We start from the raw sequence: 15,780 nt of genomic DNA, 5'->3' as shown, positions 1-15,780 counted from the left end.
ACCGTAATTACGAAGATGCTTAACATAGAAAAACGTTTAGAAAATGACATTTGGACTCTCATTCTGACAGGAGAGATAGATGCAAGCAACTCTGTCGAATTGGATGCTGCCATCAGCGAGGTGGTTCAGGAAGGGGCAAAAAGCATTTTGATTGACTGTGCAGCACTGGATTATATCTCCTCGGCGGGATTGGGCGTATTCATGTCCTACCTCGATGAGTTTGAAGAAAACAATGTCAAAATGGTCATTTTCGCCCTGAAGGATAAGGTTTTCCAAGTGTTTCATATCCTTGGACTGGACCAACTGATCATTATTAGGCCCACTAAAGAAGAAGCCCTGGAGGGTTAAATTATGAATTCCCAATTAAGATTATATTGCGATACTGCCCAATTGTCTGAGTTGAGACAGTTTTTAGAAGCAATTCTAAAACAGACTCCGCTGTCAGAAATTGAGCAGCATCAGGTGATCTTGGCCGTGGAAGAAGTGTGTGCCAATCTGATCATCCATTCCCATGACTGCAATTCCAATGAATTTATTGACCTCAATGTGATTTCTTCCAAAGCACTGATTGTTTTTGAAATCCTGGATTTTGGCAAAGGTTTTAATATCCTGGAATATCGGGAACCTGAGATATCCCAGGTCATCAAATCCAAAAGAAAAGGTGGCCTCGGCATCATTCTGGTGAAAAGGATTATGGATAAAATCGAGTTTGAATCCTTTGAAAACAAAAATATCTGCAGGTTGTATAAAATTCTCAATTCCAAATAATTGTTAATTCAGGCATCTTATTAGTCAGAGCCGTCCAAATTTTTCAATTTAATTTGTAACATTGCACTTGTTTTCCGGCATTTCATTTATGATTAATATAAGTCGATTTCTTTATTTACTCCTGATTTTAGCATTTTCATGCAGCCCGAAATCAACAGTTGCGCCGGTAGAAATACAGGATGACGCACCTTCGCCACTATTGGCCATTGGTGACAATGCGGTATTCGGCGATGAATTTTTGCATATGTTGTCCAAAAACAGGGAATTCAAAAATTCTGAGAACAAGATTTCTGAAGAGGAATTTTTTGAAAACCTTGACCTCTTCATCAATTACAAACTCAAAGTCAAAGAGGCGGAAAGCCTTGGATTGGACAAAACAGTAGAGTTTGAAAGGGAATTTGAAGTATTCAAAGACGACCTGACACAGCCATTTTTGATTAAAAACTCCCTTCAGGAAGGTGAGCTCATGAAAGCTTACAGCCGGATGAAGGAAGTAGTCAAAGCCAGTCACATCCTGTTGCAGTTTCCTCCCAATGCCAGTCAGGCAGATACGATTTCTGTATTGAGAATGGCATTGAAACTCAAAGAGGAAGCTGAAAACGGTGCTGACTTCAATGAATTGGCATTTGAGCATTCCGATGACCCTTCGGCAAAGGACAATAAGGGAAGCCTAGGTTATTTTACCGCTTTACAAATGGTTTCCTCTTTTGAGGACGCCGCTTATTCCATGCAGATAGGTCAGATTTCAGATCCTATTTTGACCAATTTCGGGTATCATATCATCAAATTGGAAGACCGACAGCCTAATCCCGGCGAAGTGAAAGTTTCCCATATATTGGTCCGCTCTCAAGGAAATGATCCTGTCACAGAGGAAAGGATTTTAAGAAAAGTAAGTGAAATCTACACCGAACTACAAAAACCAGAGAGCTCTTGGGAAGAAATATGTCAGCTATATTCTGAAGATTCAGGCACCAAAAATACAGGAGGTTCCTTGCCTTGGATAGGCTTGGGTTCAGTCATTCCCGAATTTGAAAGAACCGCCTTTTCCCTACAGGAAGAAGGTGAAATCTCATCTCCCGTCAAAACGCCTTTTGGATACCATATCATCAGATTGGAAGGCAAGAAGCCCCTTGCAAGCTATGAGGAAATGGAATCTTCCATCAAATCCAGGATTCTGAGAGACAGCAGGTCCACCCTGATCCAATCACAGGTAGTGGCTATCCAAAAATCAAAATATGGATTTGTTGAAAATGAAGTGTTGGTAGATTCGGTCAATGGCCTGTTTACAACAACTTCAAGGCAGGAGATAGCAGAAATCCTTGAATCAAAAAATCTGTTGGATTCGGTTTTGTTCAGCATCAATAAAAATCCAAAAACAGTGAAAGGTCTATTGGATTTCATTGCAGAAGACAAGCAAGTCGTTCGGACCAATCCCCAGAATTATTTCAAAACCTGGTTTGACAAGTATGTTGAAATCAAGCTTCAGGAAGCCGAGATCAATGACCTGATGACCAATAATGAGGAATACAGGCTTATGATTCAGGAATACAGAGACGGAATCCTGCTTTTCTCCCTGATGAATGAGCAAGTTTGGCAAAAAGCCATCGAAGACAGCTTGGGTCAGGTAAACTTCTATCAGGAGAATATTTCAAGATACCAATGGAATGAAAGAATTCAGGCCTTGATACTTACGATGGCCAAAGAAGAAAGCATTCCTTCAGTCCGTAAATTTTTGTCAGACAAAAAATACCAGCCCAATTTGGTTGACCGTTTGGAAAATACCTTCCTGATCAACAATCCTTTGGCCTTTACAGTATCCGAGGGCATCTTTGAATGGCAGCAGCATCCTATCCTGAAAAATGCAAATATCGCGCTTAATTTTCAAGAGCTGAGGCTGGAAAACAAAACCTACATGGTGGTATTGGGGGAAAAGGTATTGCCCGGACCAAAGAAATTTGAAGAAACCCGTGGCAAGGTGATACAGAACTATCAGGAATTTCTGGACAAGCAACTGATCTCCACCCTGAAGGAGAAATACGCTGTCAAGATCAATGAAACAGAAAAACAGAAAATATTTGACCTTGCAGTGGCGAAGTAGTCTTTTGGTTATCCTCCTTTTGGCAACCATCGGAGCATGTGATTTCTTCAGGTTCAAATCCGAAGGAAATGCCGAAGAAGACCAAATAATCGCTTCGGTAGGCAACCAAAATTTGCACCTCTCAGAACTTTCATTCATCAAGTCCGAAAGCAAATCCAAGGAGGACAGTGCAAATATCGCTGAAAGGTATGTTCAGTCTTGGGTAAGAAAGCAACTCCTTATCAAAGAAGCGGGCAAATCAATGGCTTTTGACGAAGCTGAAATCAACAGGAAACTTCTGGACTATAAGTATGCCCTGATGGTCTATGAATTTGAAAAAAAGTATGTGACGGAAAACCTGAACAACGAAGTCAGTCAACAGGAAATCGAAGATTACTATCAGATCAATAAAGTAAATTTCAGCCTGAAGGAAATTATTGTCAGGGTGAATTTTGTGAAAATCGAAAAAGAGTCCCCGCAAAACCGACAGATTGAAAGGTTGATCCGGTCACAGAATCAAAAAGACCAAGATGCATTTAAAGCCTTGGCAGTCAGTTCCGGTGCAAACCATTTTCTTGAAGATTCCACTTGGGTCAAGTTGGATGACATCATTATCAATACGCCTTTGTCCAACCATCCCAACAAGGTGGAACTGGTCCGAAACAACAAGCATGTAATTACTGATGACGACCGGTACAGGTATTATTTCAGGATATTGGAATACAAATTGCAGGAACAGGTTCCACCACTCGAATTTGTCAGGGATGAAATAACCAAAATCCTGATCAACAAAAGAAGGGTTGAACTCGTCGATCAATTACAGAAAGAAGTTTATAACCGAGCACTTGAAAAAAATGAATTCAAAATATATGAGTAGATTAAATTATTTACTGGCTGTTTGTTTACTGAACCTGATCACCATTCAGGTAATAGCACAGACGGAAGTAAAAACAGAAACTCCCCCACCCTCGGGTCAGGTATTGGATAAAATAGTAGCCAAAGTAAACAATTACATTCTGTTGGAGTCCGATGTACAAAAAACCTACATTGAAGCCCTTGCCCAATCCCAACAGGACATACAGCCTCCCACGAGGTGCGAAGTGTTTGAGTCATTGCTCATCAATAAAATGATGATAGCCAAGGCGGAGATCGACTCCGTCATGGTCACAGATGCAGAGGTGATGTTCTCTGCTGACCAAAGGTTCTCCATGGTGATGCAGCAGTTTGGCGGAGACGAAGCCATGCTTGCCGAAGTTTACGGAAAGACTGCCGAACAATTGAAAACGGAGATACATGACATGCTGAAGGAGCAGCTCATTGTCCAAAAAATGCAGGCAAAAATCACTGAGGGGCTATCTATCTCTCCTGCTGACGTCCGCAAATTTTTCAATGATATTCCGAGAGATTCGCTTCCCTTCTTTTCAGCCGAGGTAATAGTGGGACAGATCGTCAAAAAACCCCAAGTAAACCAAAAGGTAAAAAACGATATTACTGCCCAACTCCGGGAGCTCAAAAATCAGATCATGGAGGGGAAAGCTGATTTTCAGACCCTTGCAAAGCAATATTCGCAAGACCCCGGATCAGCACCTTTGGGTGGTGAGTTGGGATTTTTCAGAAGAGGTGAACTTGCACCCGAGTACGAAGCAACAGCACTTGGCATGAATGTACTTGAAATCAGCGATCCCGTGGAAACCACTTTTGGTTTTCACATGATACAGCTTCTGGAAAAAAGAGGAAATACTTTCAATACCCGACATATCCTAATAAGACCTGAACCTTCCGAACAGGATATTGCCGATGCCGAAAGGTTCCTTGACAGCCTCAGGACAGCTATCGTTTCAGGAAAAATAGATTTTGCAAAAGCTGCAAAAGAAAACTCCGAAGACAGGGCAACCTCTGACAATGGCGGGTTTTTTGTGGATCCCAACAACAATTCAAGCAGGCTTACACTTAGGACGCTTGATGATCCTGTTTTATACTTCACCTTGGACAGTATGAAAGTCGGCACTATCACGCCACCAATCCGATTTGAAACCGAAAGGGAAGGACCACAGGTCAGGATACTCTTCTACAAAGAAAGGTTTCCGGCACACAGGGCTAATCTGGAGGACGATTATGAAAAAATGAAGGCCGCCACCAAAAGAAAGAAAGAAGAGGGTATCCTGAGCCGATGGTTTGTCACCGCAAAAGAAGATGTTTTCATGGATATAGATCCCGCCTATGACAGGTGCGATGTGTTGGGGAAAAAGTAATCAATAGTCCACAGTCCATAGTCCACGGCCACGGCCACGGCAATTGCAAATCAACTGACGCTGTCTCGTCACTCTGAGTGTAGCGAAGAGTCTCAAAGATTAATGAGATTCTTCTCCCGTACGGCTGTCGGGATCCGCAAGCTGCGGTTCAGAATGACGACCCCGACAATTTCGGCATCGGTAGTTTAGTTTAGGCACTGGCAGAATAGTCTGAATTCAAAGATTCATACCAATCTTGAAATTAAAAGAGAAGAGCTCCCCGATTTGGGAAGCTCTTTTTTTTTTATACTTTTTCCAATGCCTGTTGGATATCCCAAATGATATCCGAGTGGTGCTCCACACCAATAGAAAGCCTGACCAACTTTTCACTGATGCCGAGAAGTTTGCGGTCGTCTTCGGATACATCACTGTGCGTCATAGTAGCCGGATGCTCCGCAAGGGATTCTGTGCTGCCCAAGGATACGGCAAGCTTCATAAGCTTGAGGTTGTTCAAAAACAAAAACGCTTCCTTTTCTCCTCCTTTGATATCAAATGAGAGCATCGCGCCGGCACAGGTCTGTTGTTTTTTGAAGATGTCATACTGTGGGTCTCCCGGCTCAAGGTGTCCGAGGTAATATACCTTTTCGACTTTTGGATGTGATTTTAGAAAATCCGCCACCTCCACGGCATTGCTTGCCTGCTTGGTCATCCTGACTTTGAGTGTCTCGAGACTCCTCATCAACAGCCATCCTGTCCAAGGGCCCGCCATATTCCCAAGAAATGTCCTTAGCGTCCTCACCCGCTTCATATGCTTGGAATTGCCCAAAACAGCTCCGGCGATCAGGTCAGAATGCCCGCCGATATATTTGGTCGCGGAATACACTATCAAATCCACACCATGCTTCAGCGGATGCTGCCAAAGCGGTCCCATATAGGTATTGTCCACACAGACCACCACTTCTTTTTCAGCGGAGCTAAGGCTGTCGGCAACTTCCCTGCAGACAGATAGGTCAAAAAGTGCGTTGGTCGGATTGGCAGGGGTTTCGACGTAGACCATTTTTACATTTGCCGCCAATCCCATATTTGTAACCTTCTCGAGTATTTCGGCAGAAGATTGGTCTGCGGTAAATCCAACACCATTGATGCCATATTGGGGAAGTACCTTGTTGATAAAGTGGTCCGTGCCGCCATAGACAGGTTTGCTGTATAGCAATACATCCCCGGGCCTCAAAAACTCCAACATGACCGTGGAAATAGCAGACATCCCACTCTCAAACACCGCACATTCCTCTACCTGATCCCAAAGGCATAAGCGCTCTTCCAAAATCTGCAAATCGGGGTTATTGAGTCGGCTGTAGATCAATCCCAACTCCTCGTTGGGTTCTTTTTCTCTTTTGCCATAGGCCACCTGGAAAAAGGCTTTGCCTTCTTCGGCTGTTTTAAAAACAAAAGTACTGGTTTGGAAAATAGGGCACTTTACAGCCCCCTCGGACAATTCAGGCTTATACCCGTGAGTCATCATCAAACTCTCAGGCTGGAAATATCTCTCTTGCATTTCATTTGGGTTTATGCAGGCAAATGACAATAAATTATTGAATATTGTCAATAGAGATAAAAAAATATTATTCTGATTTTATAGTCAAAACTTTATAATCATTCCTTAAAAACAGAAGATAAAATTGCCATTTCTTAAATTGAGAAATTTAATTTCAATTACTTCATTTTTGGGACGCCCCCAGTTCCTTAAAATAAGGAAAAAATTATCTTACCAAAAGTTTGTGTTTGTACTCTTTTTCCCTGCTTCTGATGGTGATGATATACAATCCTTTGGGAAGTGCCCTGAAGACTATGGTTTCCACTCCCATCTCCGGTTTGGTTTCCTGGATTTCCTTGCCCATGATGTCAGCAATTTTTATCAGGCTGACCCCATAGATACCTTCAAAAGAAACCCAAACATCCCCTTGGGATGGATTCGGGTAGATCTTGGTTTTGGAACCGGAAGGCTCAGGCTGCACGCTGGTGATGAAATTGACATTCACCTCCAAAGTAGTTTCTGGGCCTGAATTACAGCTGTTCATTGCCTTTACGGATATGGTAAAGTCCCCCTGCTTTTTCCATAAAACAGTGATCTTGTTGGTTCCCTGTCCTGAAATTATTTCTGCAGCATTGTCACTGATAAGCCATTGGAAATTGACGTCCGCAATATTGGTCACTTCGTAAACTTCCTCTGTCAAGCCCACTCTCTCAGGACCGGTGATATCGGAAGTTTTACTTGGCGGCGCAATTACCTGAATGCTTTTTGAGAAAAATGTGCCTTCCCCACATGGATTGGTTGGTTTGATCTTTAACTCCTTCAATCCTCCTTCCGTCCATTGAACCTTAACTTTGGCAGTTCCCTGCCCTTCTGTGATATTTCCACCGGTGAGTTCCCAAATGAAAATTGTGCCGGGGACATCGTTGACCATGTATTCCACAGAACCTTGGATACATACCACTCCCTCACCCTGGATTTCGGTAATATTTTTTGGTGTGGTAGAAACCAAGACTTCAAGGCCTTTGGTCCCGCCGTTGCCGCAGTTGTTTACCCCTCTTACCAAAACCGCATTTCTTCCCGGTGCATCCCACCTTACTACAATCCTACTCGTGCCCTGTCCTTCCAAAATAGTACCGCCATCGACACGCCATTCAAAAATAGCATCGGCATCGGTGTTTTGAACCTGATAGACTTGTTGGCTGATACAGATATTGTTTTCCCCAAAAATAACCGTCGGCATTTCAGGGACCTGACAGCTATAGTTGAATAAGGACCCGTTTTCCCCCACGGCAAAGCCACTGCTCAAACTGCCGAAACTGATCCCCGCAAAGTCCTGGAATGTTCCGGTAGGCATGTTGGTCCAAGTGAGTCCCCCATCCCGGGTCATCATCATTAGCCCCTTTTCCCCGGCAATAAAACCTATAGACTCGTCCAAAAATTCTACAGCTGCAAGGTTTCTCGTCTCAGTCAAATTGATTTTGGACCAAGAAACTCCCCGGTCAACGGTTTTTAAAATGGTACCGTTGTTTCCTACCACTACAGCAGAATTGAGGTCCAGGGTATCCAAATCAAACAGGTCTTCTGTAGTAGGGACATTTATCTTCTGCCACTGCGACCCGTCTACTGTTCTAGCCAAAAATCCATTTTTTCCGATGACCAGACCTGTGAGATTATCAAAAAATACCAGGTCTCGGAGTCGCTCTGTAGTTCCGCCGACGGATAGCTTTTCCCAAATCACACCGGAGTCTATGGTTTTGGCCATAAATCCGTTTTCGCCCACCGCATAGCCGGAGGCATTGTTAAAAAAGTGTAATCCGTAAATGGTATTATCTGCAGGGGGATTCAGGGAAGTCCAGTTTGCGCCGGAGTTTGCAGTCCTAAGAGCAACGCCATTATCTCCCACGATATAGCCAAAAGCATTGGTCGTGAAAGCCAAGTCGTGAAATGCACCGGATACAGGCCTAGACCTGTTGGTAAGGGTGGTGCCACCGTTGGAGGTGACCAAAAACAAACCCCTGTCCCCCACGATATACCCAAGCGTCGCGGTCCTAAACTGTGTCGCTCTATAATTGACATCCAATCCTGTCTGCCTGACTACCCAATTCGCACCGGAGTTGACAGATGAAATGATGGTGCCGTTGGTTCCTACGGTAAAAATCACATTGGAGGTTTTTCTGAAACTGGCCCCAAAATAGGTTTGTGTATTGGAGATATTGACGCCATCAAAAGTCGTCCCTGCATTGGTTGTTCTCAGTACAGTTCCATTTTCCCCCAAGATTACTCCGAAGTTTACATTGGTTTTGTTGAATGACATGGCCGTCAGGTTGCGCTCCGTTCCGCTTGTCACTTGACTCCAAGTCGTTCCCGCATCTATTGTTTTGACGATTGTCCCACTTTGGCCTACGGCAAAACCGGTTTTCCCTGAGGTGAAATAAATATCATTCAGTGGAATGGATTGTCCGGTATTTTGGATAGACCAATTGTTCCCTGAATTGAATGTCCTGACGACTTTTCCGTCTGCGGTGGCCACATAACCCGTGTCCTGATTGGCAAAAAACACCCGCTTTAGATCGACTGTTGTTCCCACAGATTGCTTTGCCCAGCTTTGTCCGCTGTTGGTAGAGCGGTACACTTCTCCACCATCACCCACGGCATAGGCCCGGGTTTGGGTTAAGAATTTCACGCTCCGCAATGTCTTGTCTGTACCCACATTGATCAGCTGCCAATTGGTCCCTCCGTCTGTCGTGCGGAAGATTTCTCCCCTTTCACCTGCCATCAAGCCGAGGTTTTCATCAAAAAAATCAACTGCCCACATTCTGGTTTTGGTGGGAGCTTCCTGTTCGGTCCAACTCAATCCACCGTCTATGGTTTTTAAAATAACCTGGTTGCCGGACACATAGCCCGTTTCCTCTGTTGCCCAGGAAATATCAGTCAATTGGTTTCCGCGACCACCTACTCTTTTCCAGGTTTGGGAATAGCCAAAAGAGTGTATAAGGATAAAAATCAGAAGAGTTATGAAGCGTTTTGTCATCAATAATGGGGATTCAACAAACACAAAAATAGGACTTAAAACCAAAAATGAAAGGTTTCGGAATCGTCAGCAAGGCTTGAAAACTTCGTGATTAGTAGGTTCGGGACACAAACAGCAATAAACTTTTTATTAACTCATCTTTTAGCCTTATTTTTATCCATATTAAATGAAAAAAAAATGAAAAAAATATTCGAGTTTTTGTTGATGGCTTCCCTTTTATCTTCCTGTGGATCAAATGAAAGGGTGAGCAAGGAGGTTTTTGAGGAGGTAAACAAAAGCATGGAAGTCAAAAAACTCAATGAGGCAGACATCCTTCAGGCAGGCATGAAGTGGGGGGATGAAATGAGCACCGAAGCGCAGCAGCAATTGGTCAGCGCCTTACAAAAAGCGATCGAAGAAAAAGGGGTTCCAGGTGCCATCCAATTTTGTAATGTACAGGCCCTTCCGATCTTGGCAGAAGTAAGCCAAAAATACGGGGTCAGCATCCGCAGGGTATCCAACCAATACCGCAACCCAGAAGACCAACCGACTGAAGAGGAAAAGGGCATATTGGAAGCCTATGAATACAATGCCGAAAACGAACTTCCCCTTGATCCAAGTATCCAAAAGTTTGAAAACGGGGAAGTTTATTTGTATACCAAAGCCATCAAAATCCCCAATGGCATGTGTCTCAATTGCCATGGCAAACCCGGAACTGACATCAGTGCCGAAACACAAAAAGCCCTTGCCGAACTCTATCCCGAAGACAAGGCCACAGGACACAAAATCGGTGACTTGAGAGGGATGTGGAGCATCCGGATTCCAAAGAAAGAGGTGGTTAAGAAAATGTAGTAATCTAATGGATAGGGGCTTCTTTGGCAATTGGCCAAGATTCTGCTTCAGGCGGGACGGGAGACGGAAGACGGGAGACGGAAGTGGAAGTGGAATTGCGAGGTGACACCATGTGATTTATTGAAAGGTAAAAGGTAAGTGGTGAGAGGTGACATGAGTACGAAGTACCATGTGCCAAGTACAAAGTAGCCCATAGGAAAAGGGAAATTAGTGAAAAAAACTTCTCCTTGTCATATCGACCAGGGGGAGATATCTTGAAGGAAGAATGTGTTTATTTAAAGACTTCTCCTTCGTCCCTGTCTGCCGACAGGCAGGGAAGTGACAAGGCAAAGCTTCCTATTATAATTGACATTAATCCAAATGGGTCGGTTATAGGATCTTGGTAAAAAGTGAAAGAAACCTGTCATTGCACATCCATATTAGCCTCCTACATCATGAAAAAATCCCTAAATCCTTCATTTTTTAAAAAATTGACTGTGCTATTTTTCTTGACTTTCATTCTTGGCTTCCAAAATCTATTTGCTGAGACAGAAAAGCAACATGTCCTGATCATCTTGGCGCATCCCAATCTTGAAAGTTTCAACCACGCCATTTCCAAAACCGTGGAAGAAAGGTTGATCCAAAAAGGTCACCTTGTCCGAGTCCGGGATTTATACACGATGGGTTTTGATCCCATTCTTTCTCTGGAAGAGTGGAAGAGGTACGAATCCCAAGCCGGAGAAACTCCCGCAGATGTGGTTGCTGAACAGGCCGAAATCCAATGGGCGAATCACCTGATCCTGATTTATCCGACTTGGTGGTGGTCACCGCCGGCGATGATGAAAGGATATTTGGACAGGGTATTTACGCCTGTATTTGCATTTGAAGCCGATGTAGCAGGAATAAGGGGAAAGCTCCAAGACAAGAAAGTCAGTATCATTCAGACCACCGATGCGGATGAATCATTTATCCAAGAAAACGGCATGGATGAATCCGTCAGGAAATTGATGGGGATTGGGATTTTTGGGTTCTGCGGCATGCAGGTCGCGAATCATGAGTTTTTGATGGGGATATCGGGGAAATCTTACGAGGAATTGAAGGTCGTACTGACGGAGGTTGATGCGATGGTGAGTGAGTGGTTTTAACTAGTCCATAGTCGACAGTCCACGGTCAACGGTCGATAGTCAACAGCTGTTAGTCCACGATTAGAGGCATTTTTTTTGATGTTTGATATTTCAATTCAAGAACCTGAAGATTAATGGTCTTTTCTTGCGTCACTTTTTGTCTTACCACAAAAAGTAACCATCCCGATAGCTATCGGGAGGCAAGAAATTTTAATCCTCCCTCCCATTTGGCCACCGCCGGCCCGGTAAAATTTCTTCCCACCCACTAGTTTTTCATTGAAGGATTTCCTTAAGAGTAAGATTCCGGATTTTCATGTCTTTGATATATATTTCATGGTTCGAAAGACCACGGTCAACAGCAAATGGCCCGTTCAATTGAGACACTCTCAATTGGGTGGAGAAGCCATGGTGGTGATGTACTATTCCCTTCCCTATTTTTTAACAGGGAGATACAACTAATCCGGCATTTGTATATATTTAACTCTTAAGGGATAGAACTAGGATTCCTCTCCAACACGGTGAAAACACGGTATAAACACGGTCAAAGTGTAGGGGGACTAGTACGGAGGGGTAAGGGAAGGTATACTTTGATATAAAGGAGCTATGGCTAAACTGACAAGTTGGACCAAGTTTGTAGGCACTCTTGGGGGGATTACATTTTACCTGATGAATGGGAAGCATTTTGCCCGGCAGGCAAGACAAAAAAACAAGAAAAGGTATTGGTTGAGCAGGTTTTTTGTGGGAACCAAAAAGATGAATGATGAATTTGGAAGGGCTTCTACGCTCAGCTCATCATTCAGATACCTGGCCCATACTCTTTTGTATCAAATGGATACAGGTTATTTACATTCCAAACTCAGTGGGGCGTTTAGAAAAATTATGCTGACTGACAGCAGTCGTGGGCCGGGAAAAAGAACCCTTCTTGGCGGAGATGTCAGCCTACTTCGAGGGAAGGAATTTGCCAAGCAAGCCAAACTTCAAAACCTGTTGGGGCAAATGCCGACGATCGAAATAGACCAAGAAGCGGGTATGGTGAAAGTGGATTTCTCTCAGGTAGGCTTTCTCAATCCCAAGGCCATACCTGTAGGGGCAAGTCATTTTCAAGTCAAGATTGGGATTGTCCAAGTCCCCGAGAGCCCAAAAGCCAAGGGAAAGTTTTTTATCTCCGGTGAGGAAAGCCATTTCAAAAAGGATGAATCCTTAACTCTGCTAGGAGAAGTTCCGATGTCCTATGACCCCGTACTCAAAGACTATTTGGGGACGGTGATGGTAGGCATCTACTTTTTCCAAGAAAGCAATGGACAATATTATCCCCTTAAAAGCGGAGGGGCGGTGAGGGTTTTGGAGGTTTGGAAAGGGTAGGGAATTATAAATGAGAAATTAGGAATGAGAAATGAAGAATTAAGAATTCTTGGAAACGGGAAGGTGGAATTTTAAAATACGCCTAGGCGGTGATAAGGAAAATGGTTTAGAAGAGATTTTATCCAATTTCGAATTTTCTCATTGTCTTGTGGATGGTGACGGATATAGTGTTGAATTTCTATACTTCAATAAAAACATTTCGGTTTATTATTACCATCGGCAAAAGAATGAAGGCTATATCTCGATTCTCGGAATCGTTGATTGGAAATTGGAAATGATGAGATTTTTAGCCAGAATTAATCAATTTTTTGGAATAGATCTTTTTGAGTTTGAGAATAGGATTATGAATGATGTAGATATTGTTCAAAGAGAGCATAAATTATAATAATGTTTCTATTCCCCTTGAAATAATGAAATTATCCCGGATAAACAGCTCAGAAATTTTTTAAGCCAATTTTTTGGAAAATTCCACCTATTACTTTTCTCTATTAATCTTCAAGTGACCAGAGTGCTTAGGAAAAAATTTTAATGCCTTAAGGATTAGATGATTAAATAATTATTAGCAAAACTCAAATAGCAGACACAAAAAATAAATGGCATCTAATGCTCTATGAAGGCGTAGATTCTATTGCTTATTACAGGTATTATGCATTCATTGTAACGTCATCCACTAAATTTATGAAACGAATAATAAAACTTAATATTTTATTTTTATTTTGCGCATTTTCCTGTATACCTAAAACATTAGATCCCAAAGAGATTTATGATCTATATCGTAGAAGTGTTGTTTTGATTAAGAATGAGTATTTCTTCAAATTAACTTTTAAAAATGGAATTGAGCTTTTTTTTATTATTGAGAACAATGAACCAATAATTATGGCCGACAAAGAGGAGGCGATCCAAAAATCAATGGTATCATTTGGAACTGGATTCTTTATTGATGGAAATGGTAAAATAGCAACAAATAGTCATGTTGTTTTTCCAACAGCAAATCAGATAGATATTGGTCAAAATATAAGTACCCACTTTGCAGAAGCAAGAAACAAAATTAGAGGAGAAATTATAGAGGCCAAATCTCTTCTAACAAAAATAGCCGAGTATTATCAAGAATATCAAAATGTACTCGGTTATGAAGAAAAGGAAGAATTGATTGAAAAGCATGAAGTAACTGAAAAAAAATTAATGGAATTAGAGATTGTTTACAATCTATTAAATTTTCAAGAAAACGAATACACATTAACAATTGAGCGGGTTTCCCTTGGTATAGTATATGATGACACTTTTATTGAAAATGATTTAGATTTTCAAGGATGTATGCCATTGGAAAATTCAAGGTCGGAAGATATTGACCTTGCCATTATTCAACTTAAAAATAAAAAAACTCCATCGGATATTAAATTCTTTGATATAAATACCCTATCAGAAAAACATGATCTGAACTTGAATGATGATGTACATATGATTGGATATAATAGAGGTTTGGGCCTTGCCCTTACCGAAGAAGGAATAAAATCTCAGTTTAATTCTGGGAAGATCACTCAAGATATAACCAGAACCCAAGTCCTATATTCAATTCCATCTTTACCAGGATCAAGTGGAAGTCCCATTTTTAATAGTTTGGGAAGGTTGGTTGCTATTAATTTTGCAAGTGTGACAAATAGTCAAGGATTTAACTTTGGCGTACCAGCCTCCCATTTATTAAGTCTTTATAATGAGAAACCGGGTTTCTCGAATGAATTAAAAAAATCAACATCCACATCGGAAACCGGAGTGCCTAAGTCTTCATTTAATGATGACAAGGTTCCAGTTGATTTTACCACAACAATTAAGGAATTTATTGAATCAGAAGATGATCAGAATTTTTCCAAAATAATAAATTTCTTTTCAGACGATGTAATTAAATACTGGGAATTAAGATATCCCACTGGTGATGAAATCTATGAACATTATCAAAAATCTTGGTCTCTCATTGAGGAACCAATAAACAATATTGAGAAAATTGAAAAATTGGATGATTACAATTATTTGGTGTTTACCATCTTTTCCTTTTACCATATTGAAAAGAAAGAGTACCGAAAAATTCAGAGTAAGCTTAGGTTTAGATTTGATGAAACAGGAAAAATTATTGAAATTTTTGGAGAATAAGTTTTGATTGTAATAGTTCACCTTTAAACAGGTTTTTGAAATGGAGAATAGAATTTTAACTCTTTGTCTGATGTTTTTGATGGTCAATTTGTCAAAAGCTCAAACTTTTAATTATCCTTCAGTAAATAAAAGCACAGCTTCTGAACTAAAGATCAAATCTGTAATTCAAGGCGCTTCATTCACACAAATAGATTTTGTTTACCAGAACAACACAGACGAAGATGTTAGTATTTATCTGCTGCCACCCGGGAATGAGGATGCATTTTTTATTAAGGCAAATGGAAAAATATATAATTTATTATTTTTTCAAAATATAAACCTAAAAGATAGGTCCACCATTGTTGGGTCCCGAAAAGAACATTCTTTTTTTGCAAGGTTTGAAAGGTTGGCGGAGGATGTTTCTATTTTTGATCTTATAGAAGGGAAAAATGGACCATGGGATTTTTATGGAGTTAGAATTAAAGGGTCACCAGCTACCAATCAGGAAATAAAGCGTGTAAAATTTAGGAAAGATTATAATCATGTTGCTTTTTTTGACCCAGAAAAAAACTCTTGGGGTGAATGGGATTTGGCTGATCATACATTTATTTTCAACCACAATGATCGTGGAGACATCATGTTTCCTGTTTTGTGCGATGGGACACCCAAGCTAATTTTTCATGATAGCTGATATTAGTTCCTGTTGTTCCTGAGTTGGT

14 protein-coding genes are annotated in these 15,780 nt (G+C 41.5%); 12 read left to right on the top strand and 2 right to left on the bottom strand.

Annotation, left to right across the window (positions count from 1 at the left end; genetic code table 11):
- Nucleotides 1-15: 15 nt before the first annotated feature.
- The 5 genes from MMU05_RS21680 (at nt 16) to MMU05_RS21660 (ending at nt 5,097) form a co-directional block, all read left to right on the top strand.
- Nucleotides 16-348: an STAS domain-containing protein gene (locus tag MMU05_RS21680; protein WP_241143753.1), complete on the top strand. Its 333-nt coding sequence runs from the start codon at nt 16-18 to the stop codon at nt 346-348.
- Between the two features lie 3 nt (nt 349-351).
- Nucleotides 352-768 (top strand): ATP-binding protein, encoded by a 417-nt coding sequence (locus MMU05_RS21675; protein WP_241143752.1) that lies wholly within the window; start codon nt 352-354, stop codon nt 766-768.
- An 88-nt stretch (nt 769-856) separates the two neighbouring features.
- Entirely contained in the window at nt 857-2,866 is a 2,010-nt protein-coding gene (locus tag MMU05_RS21670; protein WP_241143751.1) for a peptidylprolyl isomerase, read from the top strand.
- On the top strand, nt 2,820-3,722 hold the full coding sequence (locus tag MMU05_RS21665) for a peptidyl-prolyl cis-trans isomerase (protein WP_241143750.1): 903 nt from the start codon (nt 2,820-2,822) through the stop codon (nt 3,720-3,722). The genes MMU05_RS21670 and MMU05_RS21665 overlap by 47 nt, the downstream gene beginning before the upstream one ends.
- Nucleotides 3,715-5,097: a peptidylprolyl isomerase gene (locus MMU05_RS21660; RefSeq protein WP_241143749.1), complete on the top strand. Its 1,383-nt coding sequence runs from the start codon at nt 3,715-3,717 to the stop codon at nt 5,095-5,097. The genes MMU05_RS21665 and MMU05_RS21660 overlap by 8 nt, the downstream gene beginning before the upstream one ends.
- A 283-nt stretch (nt 5,098-5,380) precedes the next feature.
- Here the strand turns inward: MMU05_RS21660 and MMU05_RS21655 are convergent, their stop codons facing one another.
- Both MMU05_RS21655 and MMU05_RS21650 read right to left on the bottom strand, forming a co-directional pair.
- A complete protein-coding gene (locus MMU05_RS21655) occupies nt 5,381-6,631 on the bottom strand; it encodes a cystathionine gamma-synthase family protein (protein WP_241143748.1) in 1,251 nt (416 codons plus the stop codon).
- 205 nt (nt 6,632-6,836) lie between these two features.
- Nucleotides 6,837-9,641, bottom strand: coding sequence for a YCF48-related protein (locus MMU05_RS21650; RefSeq protein WP_241143747.1), 2,805 nt, complete (start codon nt 9,639-9,641; stop codon nt 6,837-6,839).
- A 177-nt stretch (nt 9,642-9,818) separates the two neighbouring features.
- Here MMU05_RS21650 and MMU05_RS21645 point away from each other — a divergent pair, with 177 nt between their 5' ends.
- The 7 genes from MMU05_RS21645 to MMU05_RS21620 all read left to right on the top strand — a co-directional run bounded on the left by MMU05_RS21645 (nt 9,819) and on the right by MMU05_RS21620 (nt 15,752).
- Nucleotides 9,819-10,472, top strand: coding sequence for a Tll0287-like domain-containing protein (locus MMU05_RS21645; protein WP_241143746.1), 654 nt, complete (start codon nt 9,819-9,821; stop codon nt 10,470-10,472).
- Nucleotides 10,473-10,906: 434 nt separating this feature from the next.
- Nucleotides 10,907-11,596: an NAD(P)H-dependent oxidoreductase gene (locus MMU05_RS21640; protein WP_241143745.1), complete on the top strand. Its 690-nt coding sequence runs from the start codon at nt 10,907-10,909 to the stop codon at nt 11,594-11,596.
- Between the two features lie 312 nt (nt 11,597-11,908).
- Nucleotides 11,909-12,034, top strand: a complete 126-nt coding sequence (locus MMU05_RS23055) for a hypothetical protein (protein WP_262917728.1) — start codon at nt 11,909-11,911, stop codon at nt 12,032-12,034.
- A 144-nt stretch (nt 12,035-12,178) separates the two neighbouring features.
- Nucleotides 12,179-12,937: a hypothetical protein gene (locus MMU05_RS21635; protein WP_241143744.1), complete on the top strand. Its 759-nt coding sequence runs from the start codon at nt 12,179-12,181 to the stop codon at nt 12,935-12,937.
- Between the two features lie 49 nt (nt 12,938-12,986).
- Entirely contained in the window at nt 12,987-13,322 is a 336-nt protein-coding gene (locus tag MMU05_RS21630; RefSeq protein WP_241143743.1) for a hypothetical protein, read from the top strand.
- Between the two features lie 293 nt (nt 13,323-13,615).
- Nucleotides 13,616-15,082 (top strand): S1 family peptidase, encoded by a 1,467-nt coding sequence (locus MMU05_RS21625; RefSeq protein WP_241143742.1) that lies wholly within the window; start codon nt 13,616-13,618, stop codon nt 15,080-15,082.
- 40 nt (nt 15,083-15,122) lie between these two features.
- On the top strand, nt 15,123-15,752 hold the full coding sequence (locus tag MMU05_RS21620) for a hypothetical protein (protein ID WP_241143741.1): 630 nt from the start codon (nt 15,123-15,125) through the stop codon (nt 15,750-15,752).
- The last annotated feature ends 28 nt before the right edge of the window (nt 15,753-15,780 follow it).

Source organism: Cognataquiflexum rubidum (genome assembly GCF_022538115.1).
In the GTDB taxonomy this organism is placed as follows: Bacteria; Bacteroidota; Bacteroidia; order Cytophagales; family Cyclobacteriaceae; genus Cognataquiflexum; species Cognataquiflexum rubidum.
The sequence above is the reverse complement of the archived record's forward strand: the minus strand, read 5'-3'. Positions and strand labels throughout refer to the sequence as shown.

What these genes read in the sequence shown, in the direction of transcription:
- MMU05_RS21620 (WP_241143741.1), top strand. Translation starts at nt 15,123, where the DNA reads ATGGAGAATAGAATTTTAACTCTTTGTCTGATGTTTTTGATGGTCAAT.
- MMU05_RS21640 (WP_241143745.1), top strand. Translation starts at nt 10,907, where the DNA reads ATGAAAAAATCCCTAAATCCTTCATTTTTTAAAAAATTGACTGTGCTA.
- MMU05_RS21660 (WP_241143749.1), top strand. Translation starts at nt 3,715, where the DNA reads ATGAGTAGATTAAATTATTTACTGGCTGTTTGTTTACTGAACCTGATC.
- MMU05_RS21650 (WP_241143747.1), bottom strand. Translation starts at nt 9,641, where the DNA reads ATGACAAAACGCTTCATAACTCTTCTGATTTTTATCCTTATACACTCT.
- MMU05_RS21675 (WP_241143752.1), top strand. Translation starts at nt 352, where the DNA reads ATGAATTCCCAATTAAGATTATATTGCGATACTGCCCAATTGTCTGAG.
- MMU05_RS21665 (WP_241143750.1), top strand. Translation starts at nt 2,820, where the DNA reads ATGAAACAGAAAAACAGAAAATATTTGACCTTGCAGTGGCGAAGTAGT.
- MMU05_RS21670 (WP_241143751.1), top strand. Translation starts at nt 857, where the DNA reads ATGATTAATATAAGTCGATTTCTTTATTTACTCCTGATTTTAGCATTT.
- MMU05_RS21635 (WP_241143744.1), top strand. Translation starts at nt 12,179, where the DNA reads ATGGCTAAACTGACAAGTTGGACCAAGTTTGTAGGCACTCTTGGGGGG.
- MMU05_RS21655 (WP_241143748.1), bottom strand. Translation starts at nt 6,631, where the DNA reads ATGCAAGAGAGATATTTCCAGCCTGAGAGTTTGATGATGACTCACGGG.
- MMU05_RS23055 (WP_262917728.1), top strand. Translation starts at nt 11,909, where the DNA reads ATGGTTCGAAAGACCACGGTCAACAGCAAATGGCCCGTTCAATTGAGA.
- MMU05_RS21645 (WP_241143746.1), top strand. Translation starts at nt 9,819, where the DNA reads ATGAAAAAAATATTCGAGTTTTTGTTGATGGCTTCCCTTTTATCTTCC.
- MMU05_RS21625 (WP_241143742.1), top strand. Translation starts at nt 13,616, where the DNA reads ATGAAACGAATAATAAAACTTAATATTTTATTTTTATTTTGCGCATTT.
- MMU05_RS21680 (WP_241143753.1), top strand. Translation starts at nt 16, where the DNA reads ATGCTTAACATAGAAAAACGTTTAGAAAATGACATTTGGACTCTCATT.